Source organism: Francisella sp. SYW-9, from assembly GCF_008711465.1.
Classification (GTDB): domain Bacteria; phylum Pseudomonadota; class Gammaproteobacteria; order Francisellales; family Francisellaceae; genus Francisella.
In genome coordinates this window covers 125,423-149,008 of record NZ_VXKQ01000007.1, presented here as the reverse complement: position 1 = coordinate 149,008, position 23,586 = coordinate 125,423, and the positions used below count along the sequence as shown (strand labels likewise).

Here is a 23,586-nt window from a genome sequence, read left to right as displayed (position 1 = left end):
CATATGTATCATGATTCATGGATTCGTTTGAGTTTTTTTATTGGAATATTCTTAGTAGTATCTTTATGGGAGCTTATTGCACCTATGAGGAAGTTGAAAATTTCAAAGAAAAAACGTTGGTTTAATAATTTAGTATTAGTAGTTTTAAATACTTTAGTACTTAGAATTATTTTCCCGACTACAGCTGTTGGAGTTGCTTTACTTTGTAATGATTATGGTCTTGGCTTACTCAATATATTAGATATGCCTTTATGGTCTAAAATTATTATAGCTTTTTTAGTTTTAGATTTTGCAATATATACTCAACATGTGTTATTTCATTATTTACCTTTATTATGGAGGTTTCATAAAGTTCATCACGTTGATCTAGATTATGATGTTACTACGGGGTTACGCTTTCATCCTGTTGAAATAATCTTATCTATGTTGATAAAGTTTACAGTAATATGTTTTATTGGAGCCCCAGTATTAGCTGTAATTATTTTTGAAATTACTTTAAATGGACTTGCTTTGTTTAATCATGGTAATATTAGACTTTTTAGAAAGTTAGATAATTTTTTAAGATTTTTCATAGTTACCCCTAATGTTCATATGGTGCATCACTCAACAATACTTTCTGAAACTAACTCAAACTTTGGTTTTAATTTAGTTTTTTGGGATAAGCTTCTAGGTACATATAAAAAACAACCTAAAAAAAATTACAAATCTATGGATATTGGTTTAGATCAGTATAAAGACTCTAATATTACTCAAAACCTAAAAAATATGCTTAAAATACCTTTTTTAAAGAACTAGGTGTTATTAGTCTAGTATTTTTCCTTTTTGATAAATAAAAATGTACGAGACAAGGTACAATCATTGCAGGTATTCCAAAATAAAAAGCGCCTCTTAACTGATTGTTGAATAATGTTAAAACTAGACATAATACCTGGATCCATATGCCAAATAATGAAATATACGGGAATAATGGGATCTTAAACAACATATTGTTAGTTACTTTTTGTTTTATTAGTTGTTTTCTAAAATTATATTGTGACCAGCATATACAGATCCAGCAAATTGTGGAAGTAAAACCTGACATTGCTAGTAAGTTAGTAAAAGCAGCTGATGCCGATAGTTTGAAAGATAATATTAGAAATATCCATATAGCTATTATACTTACATAAACGGAGTAATGTGGTATTGAAGCAGAATTCAATTTTCTAAATATACTTGGAGCCATCCTTGATTTAGATAAACTATATAGTGAACGGACAGCAGCATAAAAACCGCTGTTAGCACACGAAAAAGCTGCTATCAAAACAACAAATGTAAATAGAGAAGCAAATTTATTTAAGTGATAATGTTCGAGAGCTAATGAAAAAATAGAGTTATTTAGATTCATTTTTTGCCAAGGAAAAATTGTTGTCAGTAGAAAAACAGGTATTACATATAAACCTACAATTCTTATGGCTACATGTTTTGCTATTCTAGGCATTTGTTTTTCAGCATTATTTGACTCACTTGTAGCTAGACCTATAATTTCTGAACCTTGGAAATTGACTAGCAATATTACCATAGTTGTTATTAGTATAAGTTTCCCTTTAGGAAAAAAACCTTCTTTGCCATCTATATAAGTGCTTCCTAAAATAGTATTTGCATTATTGTGTATAATATTTAGAAATATTAATATCGCAACGAAGCTAAATAATCCAAGAGCTATAATTTTTATAAGAGCTAACCAGAACTCAATTTCACCAAAGACTTTTACTTTAGTAAGGTTTATAATAGTTATAAATAAACCAAATAGGGTTGCCCACATAAAGGTAGGGGTAGCTGGTAAGAGGGTGTGCATAATTATACCACCAGCAATACATTCTGATGGAATATAAACCACCCAGTTAAGCCAATAGGACCAACCCATGCCACATGCTATAGATGGAGATATATATTTAGATGTATAATAAATAAAAGATCCAGGGTTTGGAGAGTTTGCAGTTAACTCAGCTAAGCATAGTGTGACAATGTAAACTATAATACCACCTAGAATGTAAGCTAAAATAGCTGCAGGACCGACTTCTGAAAGAACATATCCTGTTCCTAAAAAGAAACAAGATCCAATAATACCGCCTAGAGCTATTAGCTCAATATGGCGAGGTTTTAGAGTTTTAGCTAATGCCATATCACTACCTCCAAAATTGTTATACATAAAGTACCTGAAAATACAGATTTCTATTTTTTTAATCATTGGGTGTTTTAGTACTTTTAGCTTTACTTACGACTAATTATCGTTTGCAATCTAGTACTAAACTCATACAAAAATACTTTGATATGGTTTCTCTGTATTCTCATGTACTTCATGTATGAGGTGAGCGAATTATAGACCTGGATTTCACTTTGTCAATAAAAAATTACAGCGTTATTATGCTTGAATTTATTTTAATTTTACTCAATAATATTTTGTAATTTAAAATTCAATTAAATATAGGAATTAAAATGTCTGAGATCAATCAAGTTGGTAAAGTTTATGAGCGTCCTTGGGGGACTTATCAAACTATTAATTTTACAGAAAAAAGCCAAACTAAAATCATCACAGTAAAGCCTAAAGGACAGCTTTCTTTACAAAAGCATTTTAAAAGGGCTGAACATTGGGTTGTTGTAACAGGTAAGCCAACTATAACAGTTGATGATAGTGTTAAAGAGTATAGCGTTGGTGAGCATATATTTATTCCTAAAGAGTCTGTACATAGATTAGAGAACTTTACAGATAGTGATATTCAGATTATTGAAGTTCAAGTAGGTGATTATCTTGGAGAAGATGATATTGTGCGTTTAGAAGATATCTACAAGCGTGACTAATACCAATTTGTGTTGGGATTGGTATAACTTCTAAAAAAATACCAAAAAAATATTTATTCTATATTCCTTCATTTACAATAGTTATTATATTTACATTTTAATAATAGGAGTATTTCTATGGCTATAAAATCAAAAGCAGCTGTTGCATACAAAGCAGACCAGCCATTAACTATTGAGATGGTTAATGTTTCTTTACCTAAAGATAATGAGGTTTTGGTTGAAATTAAAGCAACTGGTATTTGTCATACAGATGTCTTTACTTTATCTGGTGCAGATCCCGAAGGCTTATTCCCAGCAATATTAGGGCATGAAGGGGCTGGTGTTGTCGTAGAGGTTGGTAAAAATGTTACATCTGTTAAACCAGGTGATCATGTAATTGCTCTCTATACTCCGGAATGTAGGGAGTGTGAATATTGTTTAAATCCAAAAACTAATTTATGTCAGGCAATTCGAGAGACTCAAGGAAAAGGTTTAATGCCAGATGGAAGTTCTAGATTCACTACACAAGATGGTCAAGAAATATTTCACTATATGGGTTGCTCGACATTCTCAAACTATACTGTATTGCCAGAAATAGCTGTGGCTAAGATCCGTAAAGATGCTCCTTTGGATAAGGTTTGTTATATCGGTTGTGGAGTAACCACTGGTGTCGGAGCTGTTGTTAAAACTGCAAATGTTGAGCCTGGATCCAGTGTTGTTGTATTTGGTTTAGGTGGAATTGGCCTAAATGTAATCCAAGGAGCTAAACTTGTCGGAGCTGGACAAATAGTAGGTGTTGATCTTAATAATGATAAAAAAGAGTTAGCAGAAAAGTATGGTATGACAGATTTTGTGAATCCAAATGAGATTGATGAAGATCTGGTACAACATCTTATTCGTCTAACTGGTGGGGGAGCAGACTATAGCTTTGAGTGTATTGGAAATACTAAAGTTATGCGTCAGGCCTTAGAATGTGCTCATAAAGGTTGGGGGCAAAGTGTAATAATAGGTGTTGCTGGAGCTGGTCAAGAAATTAGCACAAGACCATTTCAGCTTGTGACAGGGCGTACTTGGAAGGGCTCAGCCTTTGGTGGTATGCGTGGTAGAACTGATGTGCCAATGATTGTTGATTGGTATATGGATGGTCGTATAGATATTGATAATCTTATTACTTCAAATATTAAAATTGAAGATATTAATAAAGGCTTTGAAAATATGCACAATAATATTAGAACAGTTGTTACTTTTTAGACCTGCTTATTAAAAATTTTACAATTATTTTTATATTTAATTTAGAGTTTCAGGAAATTTAAGTAAATCATGATATTATGATGTCATTCTACGATTTGGTCGTAGAATCTAGAAAATAAATTATTTATTATTATAAGCTTTAATAGCCTTTTCAAGAAGCTCTAGAGCTCTTTTAAGCGATTTTTCTTCTAAGATGTATGCAATTCGGACTTCATCTTTACCAAGTCCTTTTGTGGCATAGAAATCAGCTGCTGGCGATACCATTACTGTTTCTTTGTTATCTTCAAAGTCAGTTAGTAGCCATAGAGCAAATTTTTCAGCATCATCAATTGGAAGCTTAGCAACTACATAAAAAGCACCTGTTGGTTTTTCACAAATTACATTTTCCATTTTAGAAAGAGCTTCAAAAGTTACATCTCTTCTTTTTTGGTACTCTTTATTTACTTCTTTTAGGTATTCTTCAGAAACCTCATAAAGAGCTGCTGAGCCTATTTGCTCAAGAGTTGGTGCACATAGTCTAGTTTGGCAAAGTTTTGTTACTTGAGTGATGAACTCCTTATTTTTAGAACAAAGCGAACCAATTCTTGCGCCACAAGCACTATAACGCTTAGAAACTGAATCGACTATTATTACTCTATCTTCAACGCCTTTGATGTTACCAAAAGAAGTACAAGTAAGTCCATCATAAGTAAATTCACGGTAAACTTCATCACTAATGATAAATAAATCTTTCTCTTTAGCAACTTCAGCTAAAAGCTCAAGCTCTTCTTTAGTGTAAACAACCCCAGTTGGATTTCCTGGGTTAGAAATCATAATTGCACGAGTTTTATCTGTAATGCATGCTAGAATTTCTTCTTTTGATGGTAGATGGAAACCATTTTCAGCTTTTGTTGTGATTGGTTTGATAGCTACATCAACAGCTGTGGTAAAACCATTGTAGTTTGTATAGAAAGGTTCTGGTACAAGTATTTCTTCACCTGCATTACAAGTTGCAATTGCTGCAAATATAAGAGCTTCTGAACCACCATTTGTGATTAAGATTTCATTTTCTGCAAAATCCATACCAAATCTTTTGTAGTATTTTGATATCGCTTTTATTAAACTAGGTTCGCCATTTGCTACTGAGTAAGCAATAGTTTCTTTATCATAAGCTCTAATAGCATCCATAAACTCACGAGGAGTTTTAATATCTGGTTGACCAATATTTAGATGATAAACTTTTTTACCTTCTTTTTCAGCTTGGATTGAATATGGCACTAACTTACGAACTGGAGAGGCTTGCATTGCCTGTACTCTTTTTGATAATTGCATTTTCTTGATCCTATATTTTGTTGGGTTTTACATATTGAATTATAATATATTTTTATCTATTAAAGAAAGGCTAATAAATTATATTTGTTGACAAAACTTGTATAAAATCAAACTAGAATATATATTAGTTATGTTCAATAAAAAATAACTGATCACTTATGTTGTTACATCTATCTATAAAAAACTTCGCAATTATAAAATCTACAGATATTGATTTTAAAAGTGGTATGACAGTTTTAACTGGAGAGACCGGTGCTGGGAAGTCTATATTACTTGATGCTTTAAGTTTTGTACTTGGAGCAAGACTTGAAAAGACGTTTTTACACGATGAGCAAATCACAGAAGTATCAGCTACTTTTTGTATAAAAGATAATCAAAAAGCTAAGAAGCTTCTAGATGAGCTTTTTATTGACTATGAGAATAGTGAATGTACTTTTAGACGTGTTGTTAATAAATCAAAACAAAGTCGCTTATTTATAAATGGTAGTGTAGTTAAAGCAGCAGATGTTAAAAAAGTGTCAGACAAACTAATAAACATCTATAGTCAGAATTCACATCAAGATTTGTTAGATCCGAAATCACAGTTAAGTTTGCTAGATAGCTTTGCAAATAATGATCAATTGTTAACTTCTGTTTCAGAATCTTTTTATCAGCTACAAAAAGTAAATAATCAAATAAAAGATCTACAAGAGTTAGTTGAGAGCCAAAATAGTCAGCGAGAATTGCTTGAGTATAAACTAGAAGAGCTTATTTCTTTAGAATTGGGTGAAAATGAATTTGAAGAATTATCTCAAAAGCAAAAGAGTTTATCCAGTGTTGATGATGTTAGTTATAGTTTAAATCTTATATCTAATTTAATGTATGATGATGAGACAAATATAACAGCGATGCTTAGTGAACTTGAAAAAGAGTCCTTAAAGTTAGAAGGAGCAATTTTCAGCAATCTACAAGAGCTAATATCTCAAACAAAAGTATATGCTCAAGAAACTTACCAAGAGGCTCAAAATAAATTAGAAGCATTAGAGCAAGACCCTGAAGAGCTTGCAAAAATAGAGCAAAGAATGAGTGAAATATACGATTTTGCACGTAAGCATAAGGTAGAGCCAAGTTATTTATACCAGTATATTGAGGAACTACAAATTGAACTTGAGAGTTTTGCTAATGAAAATTCTAGATTAAGAGAATTGGAAGAACAAAAACAGGTCTTAGAGCAAAAGTATACTGAGTATGCAACCAAGCTTAGTAATGCTCGTAATAAAGCAGCAAAAGAGTTTTCAAAACAAGTTGAGAAAAATATTCGTTCATTGAATATTCCTAAAGGTAGCTTTATTGCAAAAGTGATAAAAAGTAGCACAAATACTTCAAAAGGATTTGATGAGTGCCAGTTTATGATCAATTTTAATCTTGGCGAAGAACTTGCGCCTGTCAAAAAAGTAGCATCAGGTGGTGAGCTAAGTAGAATAGGGCTATCGATTCAAGCTGTTTCGGCTGAGAAACGTTCATATCCTACTTTAGTTTTTGATGAGGTCGATGTTGGTATATCTGGAGCAACAGCAGAGATAGTCGGTCGACTTTTAAAGAAACTCTCTGAGAAGTTACAAGTCCTATGTATTACACATCAACCTCAAGTTGCTGCTCAGGGCCAAACTCATCTACATGTGAATAAAAAATATCTCAAAGATACAACAGAATCAGAGATTATAGAACTTAGTTATAATCAGCGTGTATCTGAGATAGCAAAAATAGTGGGAGGTGTAGATATCTCAGAAAATACTCTTAAGCATGCTAGAGAGCTTTTAAAGTTATAAAATTTAGTATGCTTCTTGAATACATGAGTCAGGCATTATACCACTTTCTAAATTAGAACTATCGGCACTATAAGAGCATTGCCAAGTAATAATGTTATCTTGTATTTGTCCTGTTAGTCTTATTAAGTCTGAGTTATCAAATTGAGTTTCAGGATAAAGCTCTCCTAAGTTAAGTTGGATTACTGCTCCTGATGTATTTGCATTTATTATAGAATAACCTTCAGATAATATATAGGTCTGTTGCGAAATATCTAGTTTTGCATTAAGGTCATCAGCAATAGCTGTACGTAGTTGTCCTGTATTAGCATAGATATTGGAGATAATCAGAGCACGAGTTTTATAATTGCCATATATTGGAATAACAATAGAAGCTAATATCGCTAATATCGCGATGACTATTATTAGCTCAAGTAGTGAGAACCCATAAGATTTGTAGCTTTCCATATCTAGGCTTTATTTATAAAAAGAGTAACTGTAAGTATAGCATAATGTTTTTATAATTCTTGATATCTATTATTTATGGTAGAAGTTTGATTAATACATATAATTACATTAAATATAAAAATTTTCTAGAAGCATTTTATCATTACGTTTAACTAAGTTCAGAATAACCTATATTTAAACTAGCTACTAAATGTATTGGCACAGCTACTTGGTACATTAGTGGTTGTTAAATCAGAAGCGTTATTATTATATGAGCAGCTCCATTGTATTATAGTATTATTATTTGTGGAGCCAACGAGTCGAATAGCATCGTTTACGTTATCAAAAATATTAGGAGAAGTTTCACTTAGGTTTATCTCAATAGTTGCACCAGAAGTTGAACCATTTATTATGGAGATTCCTGTAGGTAAGTCTGTAAATGTTATATCAGAAATATTGTCTCCAGTATTTAAGTGTTCACTAATTTGTGTTTTTATATCTCCTATCATCGATATTGAATCTATGATAGCAGCTCGTTCTCTATAGTTTGAGTAAATGGGGATTGCTATTGCTGCTAAAATAGCAATAATAGCGATCACTACCATCAGCTCAACTAGAGAGAAACCTTGGTTAGCTTTAATTTTCATCATATGATAGTCCTTTATACACTTTGTTCATAAACTTAGAAAGGTCTTGAAATTAGTTTAAAGAAGACTTTCTAGGTATATTCATTATAGATATGAAAAAAGGTCTATTCAAGTTTAATTAATATTTGGAAAAAATAGGAGATATAAAAAAGGTCACTAAATGTGACCTAAAATGATATGTTCAATATTTAATTAATATAACTACTACGATACAGTACAGTTAGAAGGAGCTTGACCAGTAGAAACACCAGCAATATTACAAGCCCAAGTCATAGCACCAGAACCAACAGTTGGGCTAAGAGTAATAGTCGCACCACTAACATCAGGTGAAGGATAGCTAATAACACCAGCAGCAACAGAAGCACCACTTGGTAGATCATTTGTACCAGCATTCATATTAACATTAGTTAATACACCATTATCATTAGCTATTTCCTCAGCTACAGTAGCTTTAGCTCCACCTAAAGCTGCTAGGTTTGAACCTAATTGAGCACGAGTTGTATAGTTAGAATACATAGGGATAGCTACTGCTGCTAAGATAGCAATAATAGCGATTACTACCATTAACTCAACCAGTGAGAAACCTTTTTGAGTTTTTGCTTTTAAATTTTTCATGATATTTTCCTTATAGTTTATTTTCATCTCGCTGAAGGTTTGGAGAAAAGTCACCATTACCATCAGGTAACTTCAATTATAGAGATAAAAAAGACTCATTCAAGCGATTTTTGAAAAAAATAATTAAATTAATTTAATAAACTTAAAGGAAATTTTTTGTAATTTGTGGCAGAAATCTTTGTTATACTTGTTTTACAGCAGAATTTATGTATAAAGAATAATGAAAAAAATAATTAAAAACAATTTTGATCAGTTAAAGAGTTTTTTCAAAAAACCGAAAGTTTTAGATGAGAAAATTCCCAAATATTTACAACTAAAATATACTTTTATACCGATAATGTTAGTTGTAGTGTTTGTCTTTTATAATATTGATACTCCGGTTGAGGACTATATTAAACATTCTATGCCTCATATTATAGATACTATTTTTAGAGATATTACAAATGTAGGTAAAGCTGAATATATTTTAATAATCTGTATAGTTATTATTCTTGTAAGACTGGTTTGTGATCCTAAAAGAGTTACTGAAAGATTTGAGACTTTGTTTAATAAATTATCAGTCTATGCAGGATTTATGATTGCTACAGTTGCAATTAGTGGTATTGTTGGACAGATATTGAAGATGATAATAGGTAGGGCTCGTCCTAAGTTCTTTTTGCAGTATGGCTCTCATTATTTTGAGCACTTTCATGCCCCTGGATATAATTTTGCAAGTATGCCATCAGGACATTCAATAACTGTTGCCGCGATGTTTTTAGCATTTATGTATATGCTTCCAAGATTGAAATACATGTGGTACGTGTTGATTGTAATATTTGCTGGTAGTAGAGTGATAATCGCTGCTCATTATCCAAGTGATGTTATATTTGGTGTAGCTATAGGGTTATATAGCACAACTTATATATATTACTGGATGAAAAATAGAAAAATGTTGTAAAATTAAATCTAAATTTATTGTATCTTTAGTTCGTAAAATAGTTTTAAAAAAATATCAAAAGACCATATAAATTTGTTATTATATAGGCATAAATCTTAATTTGTATCTTAGAAAATTAACTATGATTTTAATCGACGGTAAAGCCCTTTCATTAAGTCTAAAACAAAGACTGTCTCAACAGGTAAAAGAATATAAAGATAAAACGGGGGTAACACCAAAGCTTGTAGCTATTATAGTTGGTGATGATCCTGCGAGTAAGACGTATGTTGGCTCTAAAGAAAAGGCTTGTGCAAAAGTTGGTATTGATTCTGATGTAATTACACTTCCAGGAACAACTTCAGAAGAAGAGCTATTAAGTCTAATTCATGAGTTGAATAATGATGATAGTGTTAATGGGATTCTTGTACAACTGCCATTGCCTGCTCATATTGATAAACAAAAGATTATATATAACATCAAGCCTGAAAAAGATGTAGATGGTTTTCATCCTACAAATGTAGGTAGGCTCCAGTTAAGAGATAAAAAGTGTCTTGAGTCATGTACTCCTAAAGGTATTATGACGATGCTAAGAGAGTATGGTATAAAAACTGAAGGTGCTTATGCTGTAGTAGTTGGAGCAAGTAACATTGTTGGTAAGCCAGTCTCGCAACTGTTATTAAATGCTAAGGCAACAGTAACAACATGTCATAGATTTACACAAGACCTTAAATCTCATACAACTAAAGCGGATATACTAATCGTTGCAGTTGGTAAACATAACTTTATTACAGCGGATATGATTAAGCCAGGAGCTGTGGTGATTGATGTTGGTATAAACCATGTTGATGGTAAAATACGTGGGGATGTTGACTTTGATAATGTCAAAGATAAGGTTTCCGCTATTACTCCTGTACCAGGAGGTGTTGGACCTATGACAATTACAGAGCTTCTATATAATACATTTCAGTGTTGTAAGGAGCAGAACGAGGGTTAATTTCACCAAGTAATTATTAGTTGATCTACTTTTTAAAGGTGGTCTGACTGCTGTTATTGCTAGACAAAAGTATATGGAAAAGGAATTATAAAATGGCAAGCCTAAAATATGAAGATGCTGGAGTAAATATTGAAGCAGGAAATCAAGCTGTAGAAAGAATGAAAAATCATGTCAAAAAGACATTTACAAAGGATGTTTTAACTGGCTTGGGAAGTTTTGGCTCACTATATTCATTAAAAAATATAATTAATAACTATGAAGATCCTGTTCTAGTTCAATCTATTGATGGAGTTGGTACAAAGACTAAAGTCGCTGTGATGTGTGGTAAATTTGAGAATCTTGGCTATGATCTTTTCTCAGCAGCTACTAATGATATAGTTGTCATGGGAGCTAAGCCGATTACTTTTCTAGATTATGTAGCTCATGATAAATTAGACCCTGAAATCATGGAAGAGCTTGTTAAAGGGATGTCAAAAGCTTGTGCAGAGTGTGGCGTGTCTTTAGTAGGAGGAGAGACTGCAGAAATGCCTGGGGTATACCAAGCTGGTGAAATTGATATGGTGGGTGTTATTACTGGAGTGGTTGATAAAGATAGGGTTATTAATGGTGAAAATATTAAAGAAGGAGATGTCGTACTTGGACTAAGCTCATCAGGCCTTCATACAAATGGCTATTCTTTTGCACGTAAATTATTTTTTGATGTGGCTGGTAATAAGCATACAGATACATATCTTGAGTTTGAAGGTAAAACAATAGGTGATGTTTTACTTGAGCCTCATATTAACTATACAAATATTGTCCATGACTTTTTAGATAATGGTGTTGAGATTAAAGGTATGGCACATATTACAGGTGGTGGTTTTATTGAGAATATTCCACGTGTGTTACCAGAAGGTTTAGGCGCACAGATTTCTAAAGATAGCTTCATGACTCCTGCAGTTTTTAAGGTAATGCAGAGAATAGGTGAGATTAGTGAGTTTGAAATGTATAGATCATTTAATATGGGTATAGGTATGACTATCATTGCTAGCAATGATCAATACGAAAAAATGCAACAGCTTGCTGAAAAACATACTAATACTAAGTTATATCAAATAGGTAAAATTACAAATTCAGGTAAGGTGGAAATCATCTAATGATTGATAAACAAATTATCACAAATAATATAAAAAATGTTTTAAAATCAACAGACCTTGATATCAAAGATAAATACACTGGTAAAGTCAGAGATATGTACTTTACTGATGATAAAAGTATCTTGATATCTACAGATAGACAGTCTGCATTTGATAGATCTTTAGGGTTTATTCCTTTTAAAGGGCAGATACTTGCGCAATCATCAGTATGGTGGTTTAAAGAAACTGCTCATATTGTCAAAAGCCATTTTATAGAATCACCAGATCCAAATGTTGTTATTGCTAGAAAAGCAAAGGTATTACCTATTGAATTTGTAGTTAGAGGTTATATAACAGGTTCAACATCTACTTCTTTATGGACTCATTATAAAGATGGTAGTCGTGATTATTGTGGCAATATTTTGCCTGAAGGTTTAGTCAAAAACCAAAAACTGCCACAAAATATCTTAACTCCAACTACCAAAGAGCAAGATCATGATCGCCCAATTTCAGCACAAGATATTGTCAAAGAAGGTTGGTTAACCCAGGAACAATGGGATTTTGCTTCACAAAAGGCATTAGAACTTTTTGAATTTGGGCAACAAAAAGCATTAGAGCATGGATTAATATTAGCTGATACTAAATATGAGTTCGGTATTGATGAGAAGACTGGTGAAATTATTTTAATTGATGAAATACATACTCCTGATAGTTCAAGATTCTGGTTAGAAAGCAGTTATATTGATAGAGTCGAGAAAGGTTTAGAGCCTGAGAATATTGATAAAGAGTTCTTTAGACTTTGGTTTGCCAAAAATTGTGATCCATATAATGATGAGGTTTTGCCTGAAGCACCTGAAGATCTAGTTGTTGAGCTATCACAAAAGTATATAACGCTTTTTGAGATGATAACTGGACAGGAGTTTGAGTTACCAAGAGAATTAGAAAATATAAATCAGCGTATAGCTGAGAATGTTACAAATTATTTAAATACGGAGAAACAAATGAATATTCTTCTAGTTGGTTCAGGTAGTAGAGAGCATGCTATTGCTGAAGCTGTTAAGAAGAGCTCTATTGAAAATAAACTTTATTGTGTTAGTGGTGCGGTGAATCCTGGTATTGATAAAATAGCACAAGGCTATAAGGTTGCTAATATTTGTGATTGTAATGCCGTTTTAGAGTATGCAAAAGCACAAAATATAAATATAGTAATAATTGGTCCAGAAGCTCCTTTAGAAGTTGGTCTTGCCGACACTCTAAAAGCAGAAGGTATAGGTGTAGTTGGACCAACAAAAAAATTAGCTCAATTAGAGACATCTAAAGGTTTTACTAGAGATTTAATCCGTGATTATAAAATTGATGCTAATCCATTCTTTAAGAAGTTTAACTCAATGGATGGCGTTGAGGAAACATTAAAGAAATATGCTAAACAATTTGTAATTAAGGCAGATGGTCTTTGTGGTGGTAAAGGTGTACTTGTATGGGGCGATCATTTACACAGCATGTCTGAGGCTATCAAACATTGTCAATCATTAGTAGATGCAGGACAAGAGTTTGTCATAGAAGAGAAGCTAGTTGGACAAGAGTTTTCTTTAATATCATTTACTGATGGTAAAAATTTTATTCATATGCCAGCTGTGCAAGATCATAAAAGAGCTCATGAGGGAGATAAAGGTCCAAATACAGGTGGTATGGGAACGTATTCTGATGCAAACCATAGTCTACCATTTTTATCAGATAAAGATATTCAAAGAGCTAAAGAAATTAATGAAAAAGTTGTGCATGCGTTAGAAGAGAAGTTTGGTGAACCATATCAAGGTATTTTATATGGTGGTTTTATGGCTACTAAGGATGATACTAAAGTTATTGAGTATAATGCTCGTTTTGGTGATCCTGAAGCAATGAACTTATTAACTTTACTTGAGACTGACTTTGTTGAGATTGCAGAAGCAATAACAAAAGGAACTCTTGATAAAGTAAATTCGAGCTTTAAAAAACAAGCGAGTGTGTGTAAGTATTTAGTGCCACTGGGATATCCGAATCAATCTGTTAAAAACTTTGAGATTGATATTTCACAGTGTCCAGATGATGTTGAGCTTTTTCTTGGAGCGGTTGATTATAAAGATGGTAAGTTGATTGGTACAGGGTCAAGGGCAATAGCAGTACTTGGTTTAGGAGATACTATCGTAGAAGCTGAGCAAAAAGCTGAAAATGCAGTAAAGAATATTTATGGGAAAATGTATCATCGTCCAGATATCGGCACAAAAGAGCTTATTAATAAACGCATAAGTCATATGAATTTATTACGTGGCGATAAGTATCAGGAGCTATAAGTTGTGGCTAAACTAAAACTTGTAATATTAGGTTCGACGCGGGGCACTAATATGCAGGCTATAATTGAAGCCATATCAGCAAAAGAAGTAGATGCTAGTATAGATGCTGTTATTTCAAACAGGAAATCCGCATACATATTAGAAAGAGCTGAAAATTATAATATTCCAAATAAATTTATAAGTGCTAATGGATTAGACCGAGAAGAGTACGATAAGACACTTGTCAGAGAAGTTGAAAAATATAATCCAGATTTGATTTTATTGATTGGTTTCATGCGTATTTTAAGTACTGTTTTTATAAATAGTTTTAAAAATAAAATTTTAAACATTCATCCTTCACTTTTACCAAAACATGCAGGATTAATGGATCTTGATGTGCATCAATCTGTGATTAATGCTGGCGATAATGTTTCAGGTTGTACAATCCATCAAGTCACAGAAGAAGTTGATGCGGGAGATACTATTTTACAGCTTAAGTGTGATGTTAGTGATGATGAAACTGCTGAAAGTTTAAAAGTTAAGGTACAGGATTTAGAGAGTAAAGCTTGGGTTGAGGTTATTAAAAACTGGAAAAAATAAAATAGTATGTCACTATCAAGTAGGTGACTATAAGGTGGAGATATAATCAATGAGTATAGATGTTGGTGTGATAATGGGCTCTAAATCTGATTGGAGTACAATGAAAGAGTGCTGTGATATCTTAGATAGCTTGGGCATAAGCTATGAATGTGAAGTGGTATCTGCACATAGAACTCCGGATAAAATGTTTAGCTATGCTGAAACTGCTAAACAAAGAGGACTTAAGGTTATAATAGCGGGAGCTGGAGGAGCTGCTCATTTGCCAGGTATGGTTGCTGCAAAAACTGATCTACCAGTATTAGGAGTTCCTGTTAAATCTAGTACATTAAGTGGTAAAGATAGTTTGTTATCTATAGTGCAAATGCCAGCTGGTATTCCAGTTGCTACTTTTGCAATAGGTGTGGCAGGTAGTAAAAATGCAGCACTTTTTGCAGCGAGTATTTTACAACATACAAATCTTAAGATAGGACAAGCACTTGAGAAGTTTAGAGCAGATCAAACTAAAGCTGTTTTAGAAAATCCAGATCCTAGAGAGCAGTAAATATGAAATTAGGTATTATTGGAGCAGGCCAGCTTGCTAGAATGTTAATTATTGCCGGTACACCTCTTGGACTAGAGTTTCATTGTTTAGGTAAGCTAGGTGATTGTGCCGAAGAAGTTGTAAAAAGTGTTACAGATATAGACTTAAATAAAGTTAATGATGTTGTAAATTGGGCTAAACAATTTGATGTAATAACTTTTGAAAATGAAAATATATCTCATGAGCTTATAAAAGCAGTTAATCATGAGGTAAATGTTTACCCATCTGCTAAAGCTATAGCAATTTCACAAGATCGTTTGTTTGAAAAATCATTTATGCGTGATCATGGTATTGAGACGGCAAAGTTTGTTAATATTGATAGTTTAGAGAAGCTTGAAAGTGCTGTTAAAGAACATGGGTTACCAGCAATAGTCAAAACACGTAGATTTGGTTATGATGGTAAAGGTCAGTTTGTAATTAAATCACAAGATGATATTGCCAAAGCTTGGAATGCTTTAAAAGATGCACCAGATGGTCTTATATATGAGGCCTTTGTTAATTTTGATTATGAAGTTTCTCAAATATGTACAGCTGATATTAAGGGTAATGTTGCATTTTATCCATTAGCTAAAAATATTCATAAGCAAGGAATAATAATTGAGTCAGAAGCACCTTTTGAAAATGATGTTTTACAAGCTAAAGCTCAGCAAGTTGCAAAAACATTAGTTAAAGAATTTGGCTATGTTGGTACGCTTGCAATAGAGTTCTTTGTCAAAGGTGATGAGTTGATTGTCAATGAAATAGCTCCTAGAGTGCATAATAGTGGCCACTGGAGTATAGATGGTGCAGTTACATCACAATTTGAAAACCATATTAGAGCTATAACTGGATTAATTCTAGGTGACACTACAAGTAGAAAAACGGTGATGCTAAATTGTATAGGTGGTATGCCATCGACAAAAGATTTATCTTCATTAGATAGAGTTAAAATCCATAATTATAATAAAGAGCCTAGAAAAGGGCGTAAAGTAGGGCATTTAAACCTTAATCTTAATGATGAAACTGATGAGTATCAGCTTTTACAGGCTAAGAAGTTAATAGCTCTTTCTGAAGAACTTTAATCAAAAGTTACTTTTAATAAACTATATAGTTATAGTGCTATATTTAAAACCTATTTCGTATTAATGTATTTCAAAAACCTAATTGAATGTATATTCTTTTATTAATCATAGAAAAATTCATTAATAGTATGAACAATAAAGTTTTACTAATTACTGGCTCAAGTAGAGGTATTGGGGGCTGCTACAGCAATTCAAGCTGCAAGAGAAGGATATTCTGTATGTGTTAATTACTTAAATGATGAGGCTTCAGCTTTTAAAGTTAGAGATGAAATTTTAAAAATCGGTGCTAAATGTATTGCTATACAAGCTGATGTTTCTAATGAGAAAGAAGTTTCAAAACTATTTAAAATAATTGATAGTGAAATGGGAACTATTACTCATTTAGTAAATAATGTTGGTATTTTAAAAACTAAAATGTCATTAATGCAGATGAGTGGAGAGCGTATTAAAACAGTTATTAATACAAATATTATGAGTCATTTTTACTGTTGTAAGGAAGCGATAGTTAGGATGTCTAAGGCTAAAGGTGGTGCAATAGTAAATATCTCATCTGGAGCCTCTAGAAAAGGCGCTCCATTTGAATATGTTGATTACGCAGCTTCTAAGGGTGCTATTGATACTCTAACAACTGGACTTGCTAAAGAAGTTGCTGCAGATGGTATACGTGTGAATTGTGTCAGACCAGGATTTATCTATACAGATATTCATGCGGATGGTGGTGAACCTGATAGAGTTAATAGGATTGCTAAAACTTTACCGATGAATCGAGGAGGTAAACCTGAAGAGGTTGCTGAAGCTATTTTATGGCTGTTAAGTGAAAAGGCCTCTTTTGTAACAGGTAGCTTTACAGATCTTTGTAGTGGTTTGTAAGCTTTACATTACTCCAAAAGCATTTTTAATCCAGTTAATATCATTTTCATTTATGGCAATTAAGTCTAAGCGACATTCATGGTTTTCATAATTAGGATTTTGCTGTAAGAAGATATTTGCTGCATTTATAAGTTTTTGTTGTTTACTATAGGTAAGCATCTCTTCAGCTTTGGCAAATTTAGTTTTACTACGGTATTTAACCTCAACAAAAATCAAAATATCTTTATCTAGAGCAATAATATCTATTTCACCATATGGTAGGGCTTTGAAGTTTTGATCTATAATTTTTAACCCTTGAGAGTTTAAGAATTTACAAGCCTGTAATTCTGCTTTGTTGCCTATTTTTGTTGTTTGCATATTTGTTTTATTATGAAAGTAATAATTGAAATCCTAAAACGAGTTCAGGATGACAAAAAATTATAATTTATCTAATTCCACTATGTCTAAGTAGTGCCTCTTCACTAGGCTTACGACCCCTAAATGCTACAAAATTATCCATAGCATCACGTGAAGATCCTTTTGAAATAATGTTTTGAAGTAAATCTTGGCCGACTTTATCACTAAGAACTCCTTCTTGCTCAAAACGAGAGAAAACATCTGAAGATAATATCTCTGCCCATTTATAGCTATAGTATCCTGCTGCATAGCCTCCAGCAAAAATATGTGAAAAACCATTTTGGAATTTATTATAGCTAGGAGTTTTTATTAGGTTTATTTTTTCTCTTACACTATCTAACTCGCTTTGGATATCTGCTACTGTTGTTAGTTTTTTATAGTGAATATTCATATCAAAGATTGCAAATTCAAGCTGTCTAATCATCATTAAAGCTGCATGAAATTCTCTTGTGCCAACAAGCTTATATATTTGCTTTTTAGTTAACTCTTTACCATCACGAGAGCCAGACATTAACTCTAGACCTTCTTCACTCCAGCAGAAATTCTCCATAAATTGACTTGGTAGTTCGATAGTATCCCATTCAACACCATTTGTACCAGAGATAGATGGTATGCTAACTTGGGATAATATATGGTGTAAAGCATGACCAAATTCGTGAAAAAGTGTAACAACATCGTTATGAGTTAAGTTAGCACCATCTTTTGATGGAGCAAGAAAATTACAGTTAACATAAGCAACAGGCTTTTGCTCTTGGTTGGCTGAGTTGATAAATGCAGTACGTGATCCATCCATCCATGCACCGCCACGCTTATTATCTCTAGCAAAAAGATCACAAATTATACTGCCAATATATTCATCATTTTTATAAAAATCAAAAGTTTGTTGCTCATCTATATATTTTGCATATTCTGTATTTTCGCGTATTTTTAAACCATATATTTTATTAAGTATAGTAAATAAACCTTGTTGAACTTTTTCTAGAGGAAAATATTCTCTTAGCTCCTCCTCTGTAAAATCAAACTTAGCTTTTTTCAGTTTTTCAGAATAATAAGCTGTATCCCAAGGTTGTAGCCCATCAACTAAGCCAGCATCTTCAGCAAATCTACGTAGTTCGTTAAGATCTTTTTTTGCTTGAGGAGTAGATTTTTCTAAAAGATTATTTAGAAGCTCTAATACTTGCTCTGGAGTCTCTGCCATTTTTGTGAAAAGAGAGTTCTCAGCATAGTTTTTAAAGCCTAATATTTCAGATTTTTCAATGCGTAGTTTGAGTATTTGCTCTATTATCTCATCATTGTCAAAGTCCTTATTGTCTGCTTCTTTTGATGCCCTTGTACAATATGCTTTATAGAATTTTTCTCTTAGAGATCTGTTATCTGCTTGTTGTAAAACGGCAAGATATGTTGGGATATCAATACCAAGAGCAAACTCATCTGATAAATCTTTTTGTTTTGCTTTAGCTTTTGCAGCTTCAATAGTGTTGTTGGATAAACCTTTAAGCTCTTTTTCATCACTTGTAGAATATATCCAATCCATTGTTGCATCTAAAACATTATTTTCAAACTTTGAACTTAGTTGTGCTAACTCTTGAGATATTTCTTGTAGACGTTTTCTTTTAGACTCATCAAGATTTACACCTGATTGCTCAAAACTAACTATAGCTTTACGCACTGCTTGAGCTTGTTCTTTATTAAGGTCATGTTTTTGAACTTGTTTGTATAAGTTGTATAACTCCTTATTCTGACCTACTTTTGTATAAAATTCTGTAAGCTTAGCTATGGCATATTCATAACCTTCACGAAGCTCTTTAGTATTACAAACAGCATTCATGTGCGAAATAGAAGAAAACGCTTGAGTAATTTTTTCATCATTTTCTTCTAAATTTAATAATGTGTTCCAGCTTGGATTCTTAGTCTCTAAAGCTTGTTTTAAGTTTTTATCTGCTATTTCTAATAAAGAGTCTATCGCAGGTTTTACTTCATCTACTTTAAATTGTGAAAGATTAGGTAAATTGGTATTTTGAGTTATTGAATTCATAATCACCTTAAAATATTGTTTAGATATAATATTGATAAGTTATAATTTTATATATGATAACTATATTATTATAATCAAGGTTTTTTTGCTATGATGAGTTTACAAGAAGAAAAAATAACTGCACCAGTATTTTTTAAAGAATATATCGATGGTAAGTTCAGGTTAAATATTGGTGAATATGATTATCCTCTTATTTTATCTGCCATAGAAGTTCTTGATTATAAAGAAAAGATAACTGATGTTAAAGATATACAAAAAAGTCACTTACAACTTATTCTTAAAAATGATCCAGAGATTGTGATTATTGGAACCGGTAAAACACAAATTATCCCTCCAGTTGAAATAATAAGTGAGCTAGCCAAAAATGGTAAGAGTGTTGATTTCATGGCAAGTGATGTAGCATGTAAAACATATAATTTGTTAGTAAATGAAAATCGTAATGTTAGCTGTATAATTATTTAGTAAATAATTTGTGTTTTTTAAAAAATTATTGATATAATCAAAGTGAATGTTAAATGATATAAAATTACTTTTCAGGAGCGTGGATTATGAAAAATATAGTTAAATTAAGTGCAATTTCTTTAGCTGTTATAGGGCTAGCAAGTTGTTCGACTTTAGGCTTTGATAGTAAAGATGCAAAAGACTCTCAAGGTCAACAAGCTAAAACACAAGAAGCAACAACTACTGCGTCTGGTACAACTGCACCGACAGCTTCAGTTAGTCTTAAGAAAAATAGCCAAGATCAAATTATTGCTACAATATATACTACATATAACAATAATCCTCAAGGCAGTGTTAAATTACAATGGGAAGCTCCTAAAGATACTAAGTGTTATGATACTAGTTTCCCAATTACTAAGTATAGCGATAAGAAAGATAAGACTTGGGCATCTGTTGAAATCAAACAAGGTAAGACATACTGTCATGGTACATGGACGGCAAATGTTCTGTTTGATAAGAATGTAATTGCTACAGATTCAATAACAGTTTAATATTTTTCAACAAATTTCTTTAATTTTCTTACAAATTTCAAGACATTTTGTACTTATATATTTTTACTTTATATTTTGCTATGATGTAACTACATTGTTATTTTATTGGACTATAGCATTATGAAAAAAATTGTATCAATATCAATAATATTTGCCGTAGCAGCTATATTAACATCTTGTGCTTCAAGTGCGCATAAACAAATGCAGCAGCTACAACAAACTCAAAAGAAATTAACGTACCAAGCTTCACAAAATTTAGCTAGAATAGAGGAGTATAGCGCTAAAATAGTTGCTTATAGAAAAGAAGCTGATGCTCTACAAAAACATTCAGATGCTTTAACTTCTGATATCAACGATTTAAAAGCAGCATATTCACAATTTAAAGATCCAAATAATAGTAGTGCTATTGCTGTGAATAAAGAGCTTATACAGAAAACTTTAGATAAAGTAAAATTAGATGAAAAAATAAATAAATATAGAGCCCAGGCTAATGAATACCAAACCAGAATAAATGAGTTAAAGGTAACATCTCAGACTCAAGCGAACGAGGCTTCTAAAATATCCCAGCAAATTAATCAATTAAAGACTAGTAGTAAATAATTAAATATAGTCTGGTAATATTATCTTCTTTACTTGTCTTGTTCAAATGTTAAAATATAGCTTGTATTAGAAACTGATTAAATTTTTATGAAGGAATATTAATAAATTCATTTTTTAGCTTTTGATCAGTAACCAAATAAGTAAAAAAGAAATTGATATTTAACAGCAAAATCAATCTCAGTAAAATAGAAAGTAAATAGGTGAGAATTAATGAAAAAAATAGCACTTTGTATAATGGTTTTAGGGTTGGCAGGCTGTAGTGATACTTATCACTCTTTTAGTAAGTCTTATAGTTCTTTTATTAGTGGACTTTATAATTCTGATGATTCTGTGAAAGTTAATCCAGATGATCAGTTAGATAATCCAGATCAAGAAGGAGAGGATTTATCTGTTGATAAGCCGACAGCGACTTTAAATTTAGATTATAAAGCTAAAACTCATGAAATAGATGCTAAGATTATTACAAATTGGAATGGAGCACCACAGGGTACAATTTACTTAACATGGTCAGCACCTAAAGATACTAATTGTTATAGTACTTCTTTCCCTATTACTAAGTTTAAAGATACTCAAGATATTACAAGTGATAGTCAAAGTGTTCTTAGTGATGATAAGATCTGTCAAGGAAAATGGACAGCAACAGTTGTTAATAAATCAGATAATTCTATATTAGCCAAAGGTTCTGTCTCTATCAAATAATTAAAATTTCTAATCTTTCCAAAGAATAAAATATATATTTTTGCTAAACTATAAAAGTAATTAATTTTGTAATTTGGGAAAATAATAATGAAGCAATTTTTGCAAAAAATCACATATAGTAATTGTGTTTTTTACTTTTTAACATTAGCTATATTTGTTGTGTTTTTAATGCCATTTATGCATTTTACAACATTAAACATAATACCCGTAACAGATGTTAAAGGTAAGTATTTTAATGATCTACGTTCAATGAATATTTATCTATTTATAGATAGGTACTATATATTTTATTATAGTCTATGTATAGCCAGTGCTGCGATCTTGCTTAATAAGCAGTTGTTATCAAAAGTAATAGAGTTATTTAAAAGTTTTTCAAAGATAGTTAGATATGCGATAGTTATATTTTTTAGCTTAGGAATTATTTCATCTGCTTTTGCTATATCACCTTCAATAGCATTTAAAGGAGTTGCAGTAACATTTCTACAATTTTTCTGTGTTTTATTTATAGCGACATATATTAAAGGTAATAATAAGGGAGTACAGATTTTTTTCACAATCATATTGTTATCATTAATATTTTTTGGAGGTGCTTTATTTCTTCAGTTATCCTTAGCCAACTATTCTATATATGGTCCGGCTATAGCAGGAAATATACAGAAAGTTTTGTTATATATGTACAACTGTTTAAACCCTCGTTTCCTAGATAATTATTTTAGCTGGTTTTTACCACTTTTGCTTTTACCTTGGTTTGTTGATTTAAGACCGATATACAAGATTGGCGCATTTATAGCTCTGACTCTTTCTTGGTTTATACTAATTAATCATGCATTTAGAACAATATTTGCTGAATATATAGTTATATTACCATTGGTTTTTATTTTTGCACGCCAATACTTTAGGTTAACTTCTGTGCTAATGATATCTGCATTAATTTGTGGTTTTTTGCTTGATATATTTTATACTAATTTTATTATGGCAAATGTCCATTCTGGGATATATTCAACAGCTGATCTTTTAAGAAGTGGTATGAGTGGTAGAATTCTTTTGTGGAAAGAAGCTTTTTGGGTTGGCGTTGAGCATCCATTAACAGGAATAGGTCAATGGAATTATATAGCCGTTACTAAGCGACCTGATGCTTATCCACACAACTTATTACTCGAGATATGGTCACAATGGGGTATCCCAGCATTTATAGCAGCAGCTACAGTGATTATTACAAGTGTTAAGAACTTATTTAAAAATAGAGTGGAAATATGCTCAAACCCTTATCATCTTATATTTATAATGATGCTAACAGCAGGCATGATAGATGGTATGTTAAATGCAATGTTTAAGACATCATTAGGCTTGTTTGGCTGTGTCTTTGTATTTGGGTTTTGTTTATCGGTATTTGCTAATAAAATACAAGTTGTAGATAACGTAAGTATATCAAAGATTAGCTATTTAATAATTAGTCTAGCTATAATTGCTAGTTTATTCTGTATAGTTATTTTACCTATCATTTTCCCACCGATGTGGATTTAATTCGAATATTATACTATAGCATC

The 23,586-nt window shown here is 31.9% G+C and carries 23 protein-coding genes and 1 pseudogene; 17 read left to right on the top strand and 7 right to left on the bottom strand.

Annotation, left to right across the window (positions count from 1 at the left end; translation table 11 throughout):
- The first annotated feature begins 3 nt into the window (after positions 1–3).
- On the top strand, positions 4–795 hold the full coding sequence (locus F3D62_RS02640) for a sterol desaturase family protein (protein WP_150466704.1): 792 nt from the start codon (positions 4–6) through the stop codon (positions 793–795).
- Here F3D62_RS02640 and F3D62_RS02635 read toward each other — a convergent pair.
- Positions 770–2,161, bottom strand: a complete 1,392-nt coding sequence (locus F3D62_RS02635) for an amino acid permease (RefSeq protein ID WP_150466891.1) — start codon at positions 2,159–2,161, stop codon at positions 770–772. The genes F3D62_RS02640 and F3D62_RS02635 overlap by 26 nt on opposite strands.
- Before the next feature lie 314 nt (positions 2,162–2,475).
- Between F3D62_RS02635 and F3D62_RS02630 the strand changes: the two genes are divergently transcribed.
- Together F3D62_RS02630 and F3D62_RS02625 are read left to right on the top strand one after the other, a co-directional pair.
- The gene (locus F3D62_RS02630) at positions 2,476–2,838 is read left to right on the top strand and encodes a phosphomannose isomerase type II C-terminal cupin domain (RefSeq protein WP_150466703.1); all 363 of its coding nucleotides are present in this window, start codon (positions 2,476–2,478) and stop codon (positions 2,836–2,838) included.
- A gap of 117 nt (positions 2,839–2,955) precedes the next feature.
- Positions 2,956–4,068 carry an S-(hydroxymethyl)glutathione dehydrogenase/class III alcohol dehydrogenase gene (locus F3D62_RS02625; RefSeq protein ID WP_150466702.1) on the top strand — a complete coding sequence of 371 codons (1,113 nt, stop codon included), beginning with the start codon at positions 2,956–2,958 and terminating at the stop codon, positions 4,066–4,068.
- Between the two features lie 120 nt (positions 4,069–4,188).
- Here the strand turns inward: F3D62_RS02625 and F3D62_RS02620 are convergent, their stop codons facing one another.
- Positions 4,189–5,379 (bottom strand): pyridoxal phosphate-dependent aminotransferase, encoded by a 1,191-nt coding sequence (locus F3D62_RS02620; RefSeq protein WP_150466701.1) that lies wholly within the window; start codon positions 5,377–5,379, stop codon positions 4,189–4,191.
- 158 nt (positions 5,380–5,537) lie between these two features.
- Between F3D62_RS02620 and recN the strand changes: the two genes are divergently transcribed.
- Complete coding sequence (gene recN / locus F3D62_RS02615) at positions 5,538–7,187, top strand: DNA repair protein RecN (protein WP_150466700.1); 1,650 nt, start codon at positions 5,538–5,540, stop codon at positions 7,185–7,187.
- Positions 7,188–7,190: 3 nt separating this feature from the next.
- Here the strand turns inward: recN and F3D62_RS02610 are convergent, their stop codons facing one another.
- From F3D62_RS02610 to F3D62_RS02600, 3 genes are all read right to left on the bottom strand, one after another.
- Positions 7,191–7,631 carry a prepilin-type N-terminal cleavage/methylation domain-containing protein gene (locus F3D62_RS02610; RefSeq protein WP_150466699.1) on the bottom strand — a complete coding sequence of 147 codons (441 nt, stop codon included), beginning with the start codon at positions 7,629–7,631 and terminating at the stop codon, positions 7,191–7,193.
- A gap of 179 nt (positions 7,632–7,810) precedes the next feature.
- Positions 7,811–8,257, bottom strand: coding sequence for a prepilin-type N-terminal cleavage/methylation domain-containing protein (locus F3D62_RS02605; protein WP_150466890.1), 447 nt, complete (start codon positions 8,255–8,257; stop codon positions 7,811–7,813).
- 204 nt (positions 8,258–8,461) lie between these two features.
- Complete coding sequence (locus tag F3D62_RS02600; protein WP_150466698.1) at positions 8,462–8,872, bottom strand: pilin; 411 nt, start codon at positions 8,870–8,872, stop codon at positions 8,462–8,464.
- Between the two features lie 217 nt (positions 8,873–9,089).
- On the opposite strand from F3D62_RS02600, the gene lpxE reads away from it, so the two are divergent.
- From lpxE to F3D62_RS02560, 8 genes and pseudogenes are all read left to right on the top strand, one after another.
- The gene (gene lpxE, locus F3D62_RS02595) at positions 9,090–9,809 is read left to right on the top strand and encodes a lipid A 1-phosphatase LpxE (protein ID WP_150466697.1); all 720 of its coding nucleotides are present in this window, start codon (positions 9,090–9,092) and stop codon (positions 9,807–9,809) included.
- Between the two features lie 121 nt (positions 9,810–9,930).
- The gene (gene folD / locus F3D62_RS02590; RefSeq protein WP_150466696.1) at positions 9,931–10,782 is read left to right on the top strand and encodes a bifunctional methylenetetrahydrofolate dehydrogenase/methenyltetrahydrofolate cyclohydrolase FolD; all 852 of its coding nucleotides are present in this window, start codon (positions 9,931–9,933) and stop codon (positions 10,780–10,782) included.
- A gap of 92 nt (positions 10,783–10,874) precedes the next feature.
- On the top strand, positions 10,875–11,918 hold the full coding sequence (purM, locus tag F3D62_RS02585) for a phosphoribosylformylglycinamidine cyclo-ligase (RefSeq protein WP_150466695.1): 1,044 nt from the start codon (positions 10,875–10,877) through the stop codon (positions 11,916–11,918).
- Positions 11,918–14,227 (top strand): phosphoribosylamine--glycine ligase, encoded by a 2,310-nt coding sequence (gene purD, locus F3D62_RS02580; RefSeq protein WP_150466694.1) that lies wholly within the window; start codon positions 11,918–11,920, stop codon positions 14,225–14,227. The genes purM and purD overlap by 1 nt, the downstream gene beginning before the upstream one ends.
- Before the next feature lie 3 nt (positions 14,228–14,230).
- Positions 14,231–14,806 (top strand): phosphoribosylglycinamide formyltransferase, encoded by a 576-nt coding sequence (gene purN / locus F3D62_RS02575; protein ID WP_150466693.1) that lies wholly within the window; start codon positions 14,231–14,233, stop codon positions 14,804–14,806.
- Between the two features lie 49 nt (positions 14,807–14,855).
- Entirely contained in the window at positions 14,856–15,347 is a 492-nt protein-coding gene (gene purE, locus F3D62_RS02570; protein WP_150466692.1) for a 5-(carboxyamino)imidazole ribonucleotide mutase, read from the top strand.
- A gap of 2 nt (positions 15,348–15,349) precedes the next feature.
- Positions 15,350–16,447 (top strand): 5-(carboxyamino)imidazole ribonucleotide synthase, encoded by a 1,098-nt coding sequence (locus F3D62_RS02565; RefSeq protein ID WP_150466691.1) that lies wholly within the window; start codon positions 15,350–15,352, stop codon positions 16,445–16,447.
- A 128-nt stretch (positions 16,448–16,575) separates the two neighbouring features.
- Positions 16,576–17,317, top strand: a pseudogene (locus F3D62_RS02560) (SDR family oxidoreductase).
- Positions 17,318–17,320: 3 nt separating this feature from the next.
- Here F3D62_RS02560 and F3D62_RS02555 read toward each other — a convergent pair.
- Together F3D62_RS02555 and F3D62_RS02550 are read right to left on the bottom strand one after the other, a co-directional pair.
- Entirely contained in the window at positions 17,321–17,674 is a 354-nt protein-coding gene (locus F3D62_RS02555) for a YraN family protein (protein WP_150466689.1), read from the bottom strand.
- 67 nt (positions 17,675–17,741) lie between these two features.
- Positions 17,742–19,748, bottom strand: a complete 2,007-nt coding sequence (locus F3D62_RS02550) for a M3 family metallopeptidase (protein WP_150466688.1) — start codon at positions 19,746–19,748, stop codon at positions 17,742–17,744.
- A gap of 90 nt (positions 19,749–19,838) precedes the next feature.
- On the opposite strand from F3D62_RS02550, the gene F3D62_RS02545 reads away from it, so the two are divergent.
- From F3D62_RS02545 to F3D62_RS02525, 5 genes are all read left to right on the top strand, one after another.
- Positions 19,839–20,210, top strand: coding sequence for an Mth938-like domain-containing protein (locus F3D62_RS02545; protein ID WP_150466687.1), 372 nt, complete (start codon positions 19,839–19,841; stop codon positions 20,208–20,210).
- 86 nt (positions 20,211–20,296) lie between these two features.
- Complete coding sequence (locus tag F3D62_RS02540) at positions 20,297–20,740, top strand: TUL4 family lipoprotein (protein WP_150466686.1); 444 nt, start codon at positions 20,297–20,299, stop codon at positions 20,738–20,740.
- Positions 20,741–20,860: 120 nt separating this feature from the next.
- Entirely contained in the window at positions 20,861–21,340 is a 480-nt protein-coding gene (locus F3D62_RS02535) for a hypothetical protein (RefSeq protein WP_150466685.1), read from the top strand.
- A 210-nt stretch (positions 21,341–21,550) separates the two neighbouring features.
- On the top strand, positions 21,551–22,039 hold the full coding sequence (locus F3D62_RS02530; RefSeq protein WP_150466684.1) for a TUL4 family lipoprotein: 489 nt from the start codon (positions 21,551–21,553) through the stop codon (positions 22,037–22,039).
- 87 nt (positions 22,040–22,126) lie between these two features.
- On the top strand, positions 22,127–23,563 hold the full coding sequence (locus tag F3D62_RS02525; RefSeq protein WP_224732621.1) for an O-antigen ligase family protein: 1,437 nt from the start codon (positions 22,127–22,129) through the stop codon (positions 23,561–23,563).
- The last annotated feature ends 23 nt before the right edge of the window (positions 23,564–23,586 follow it).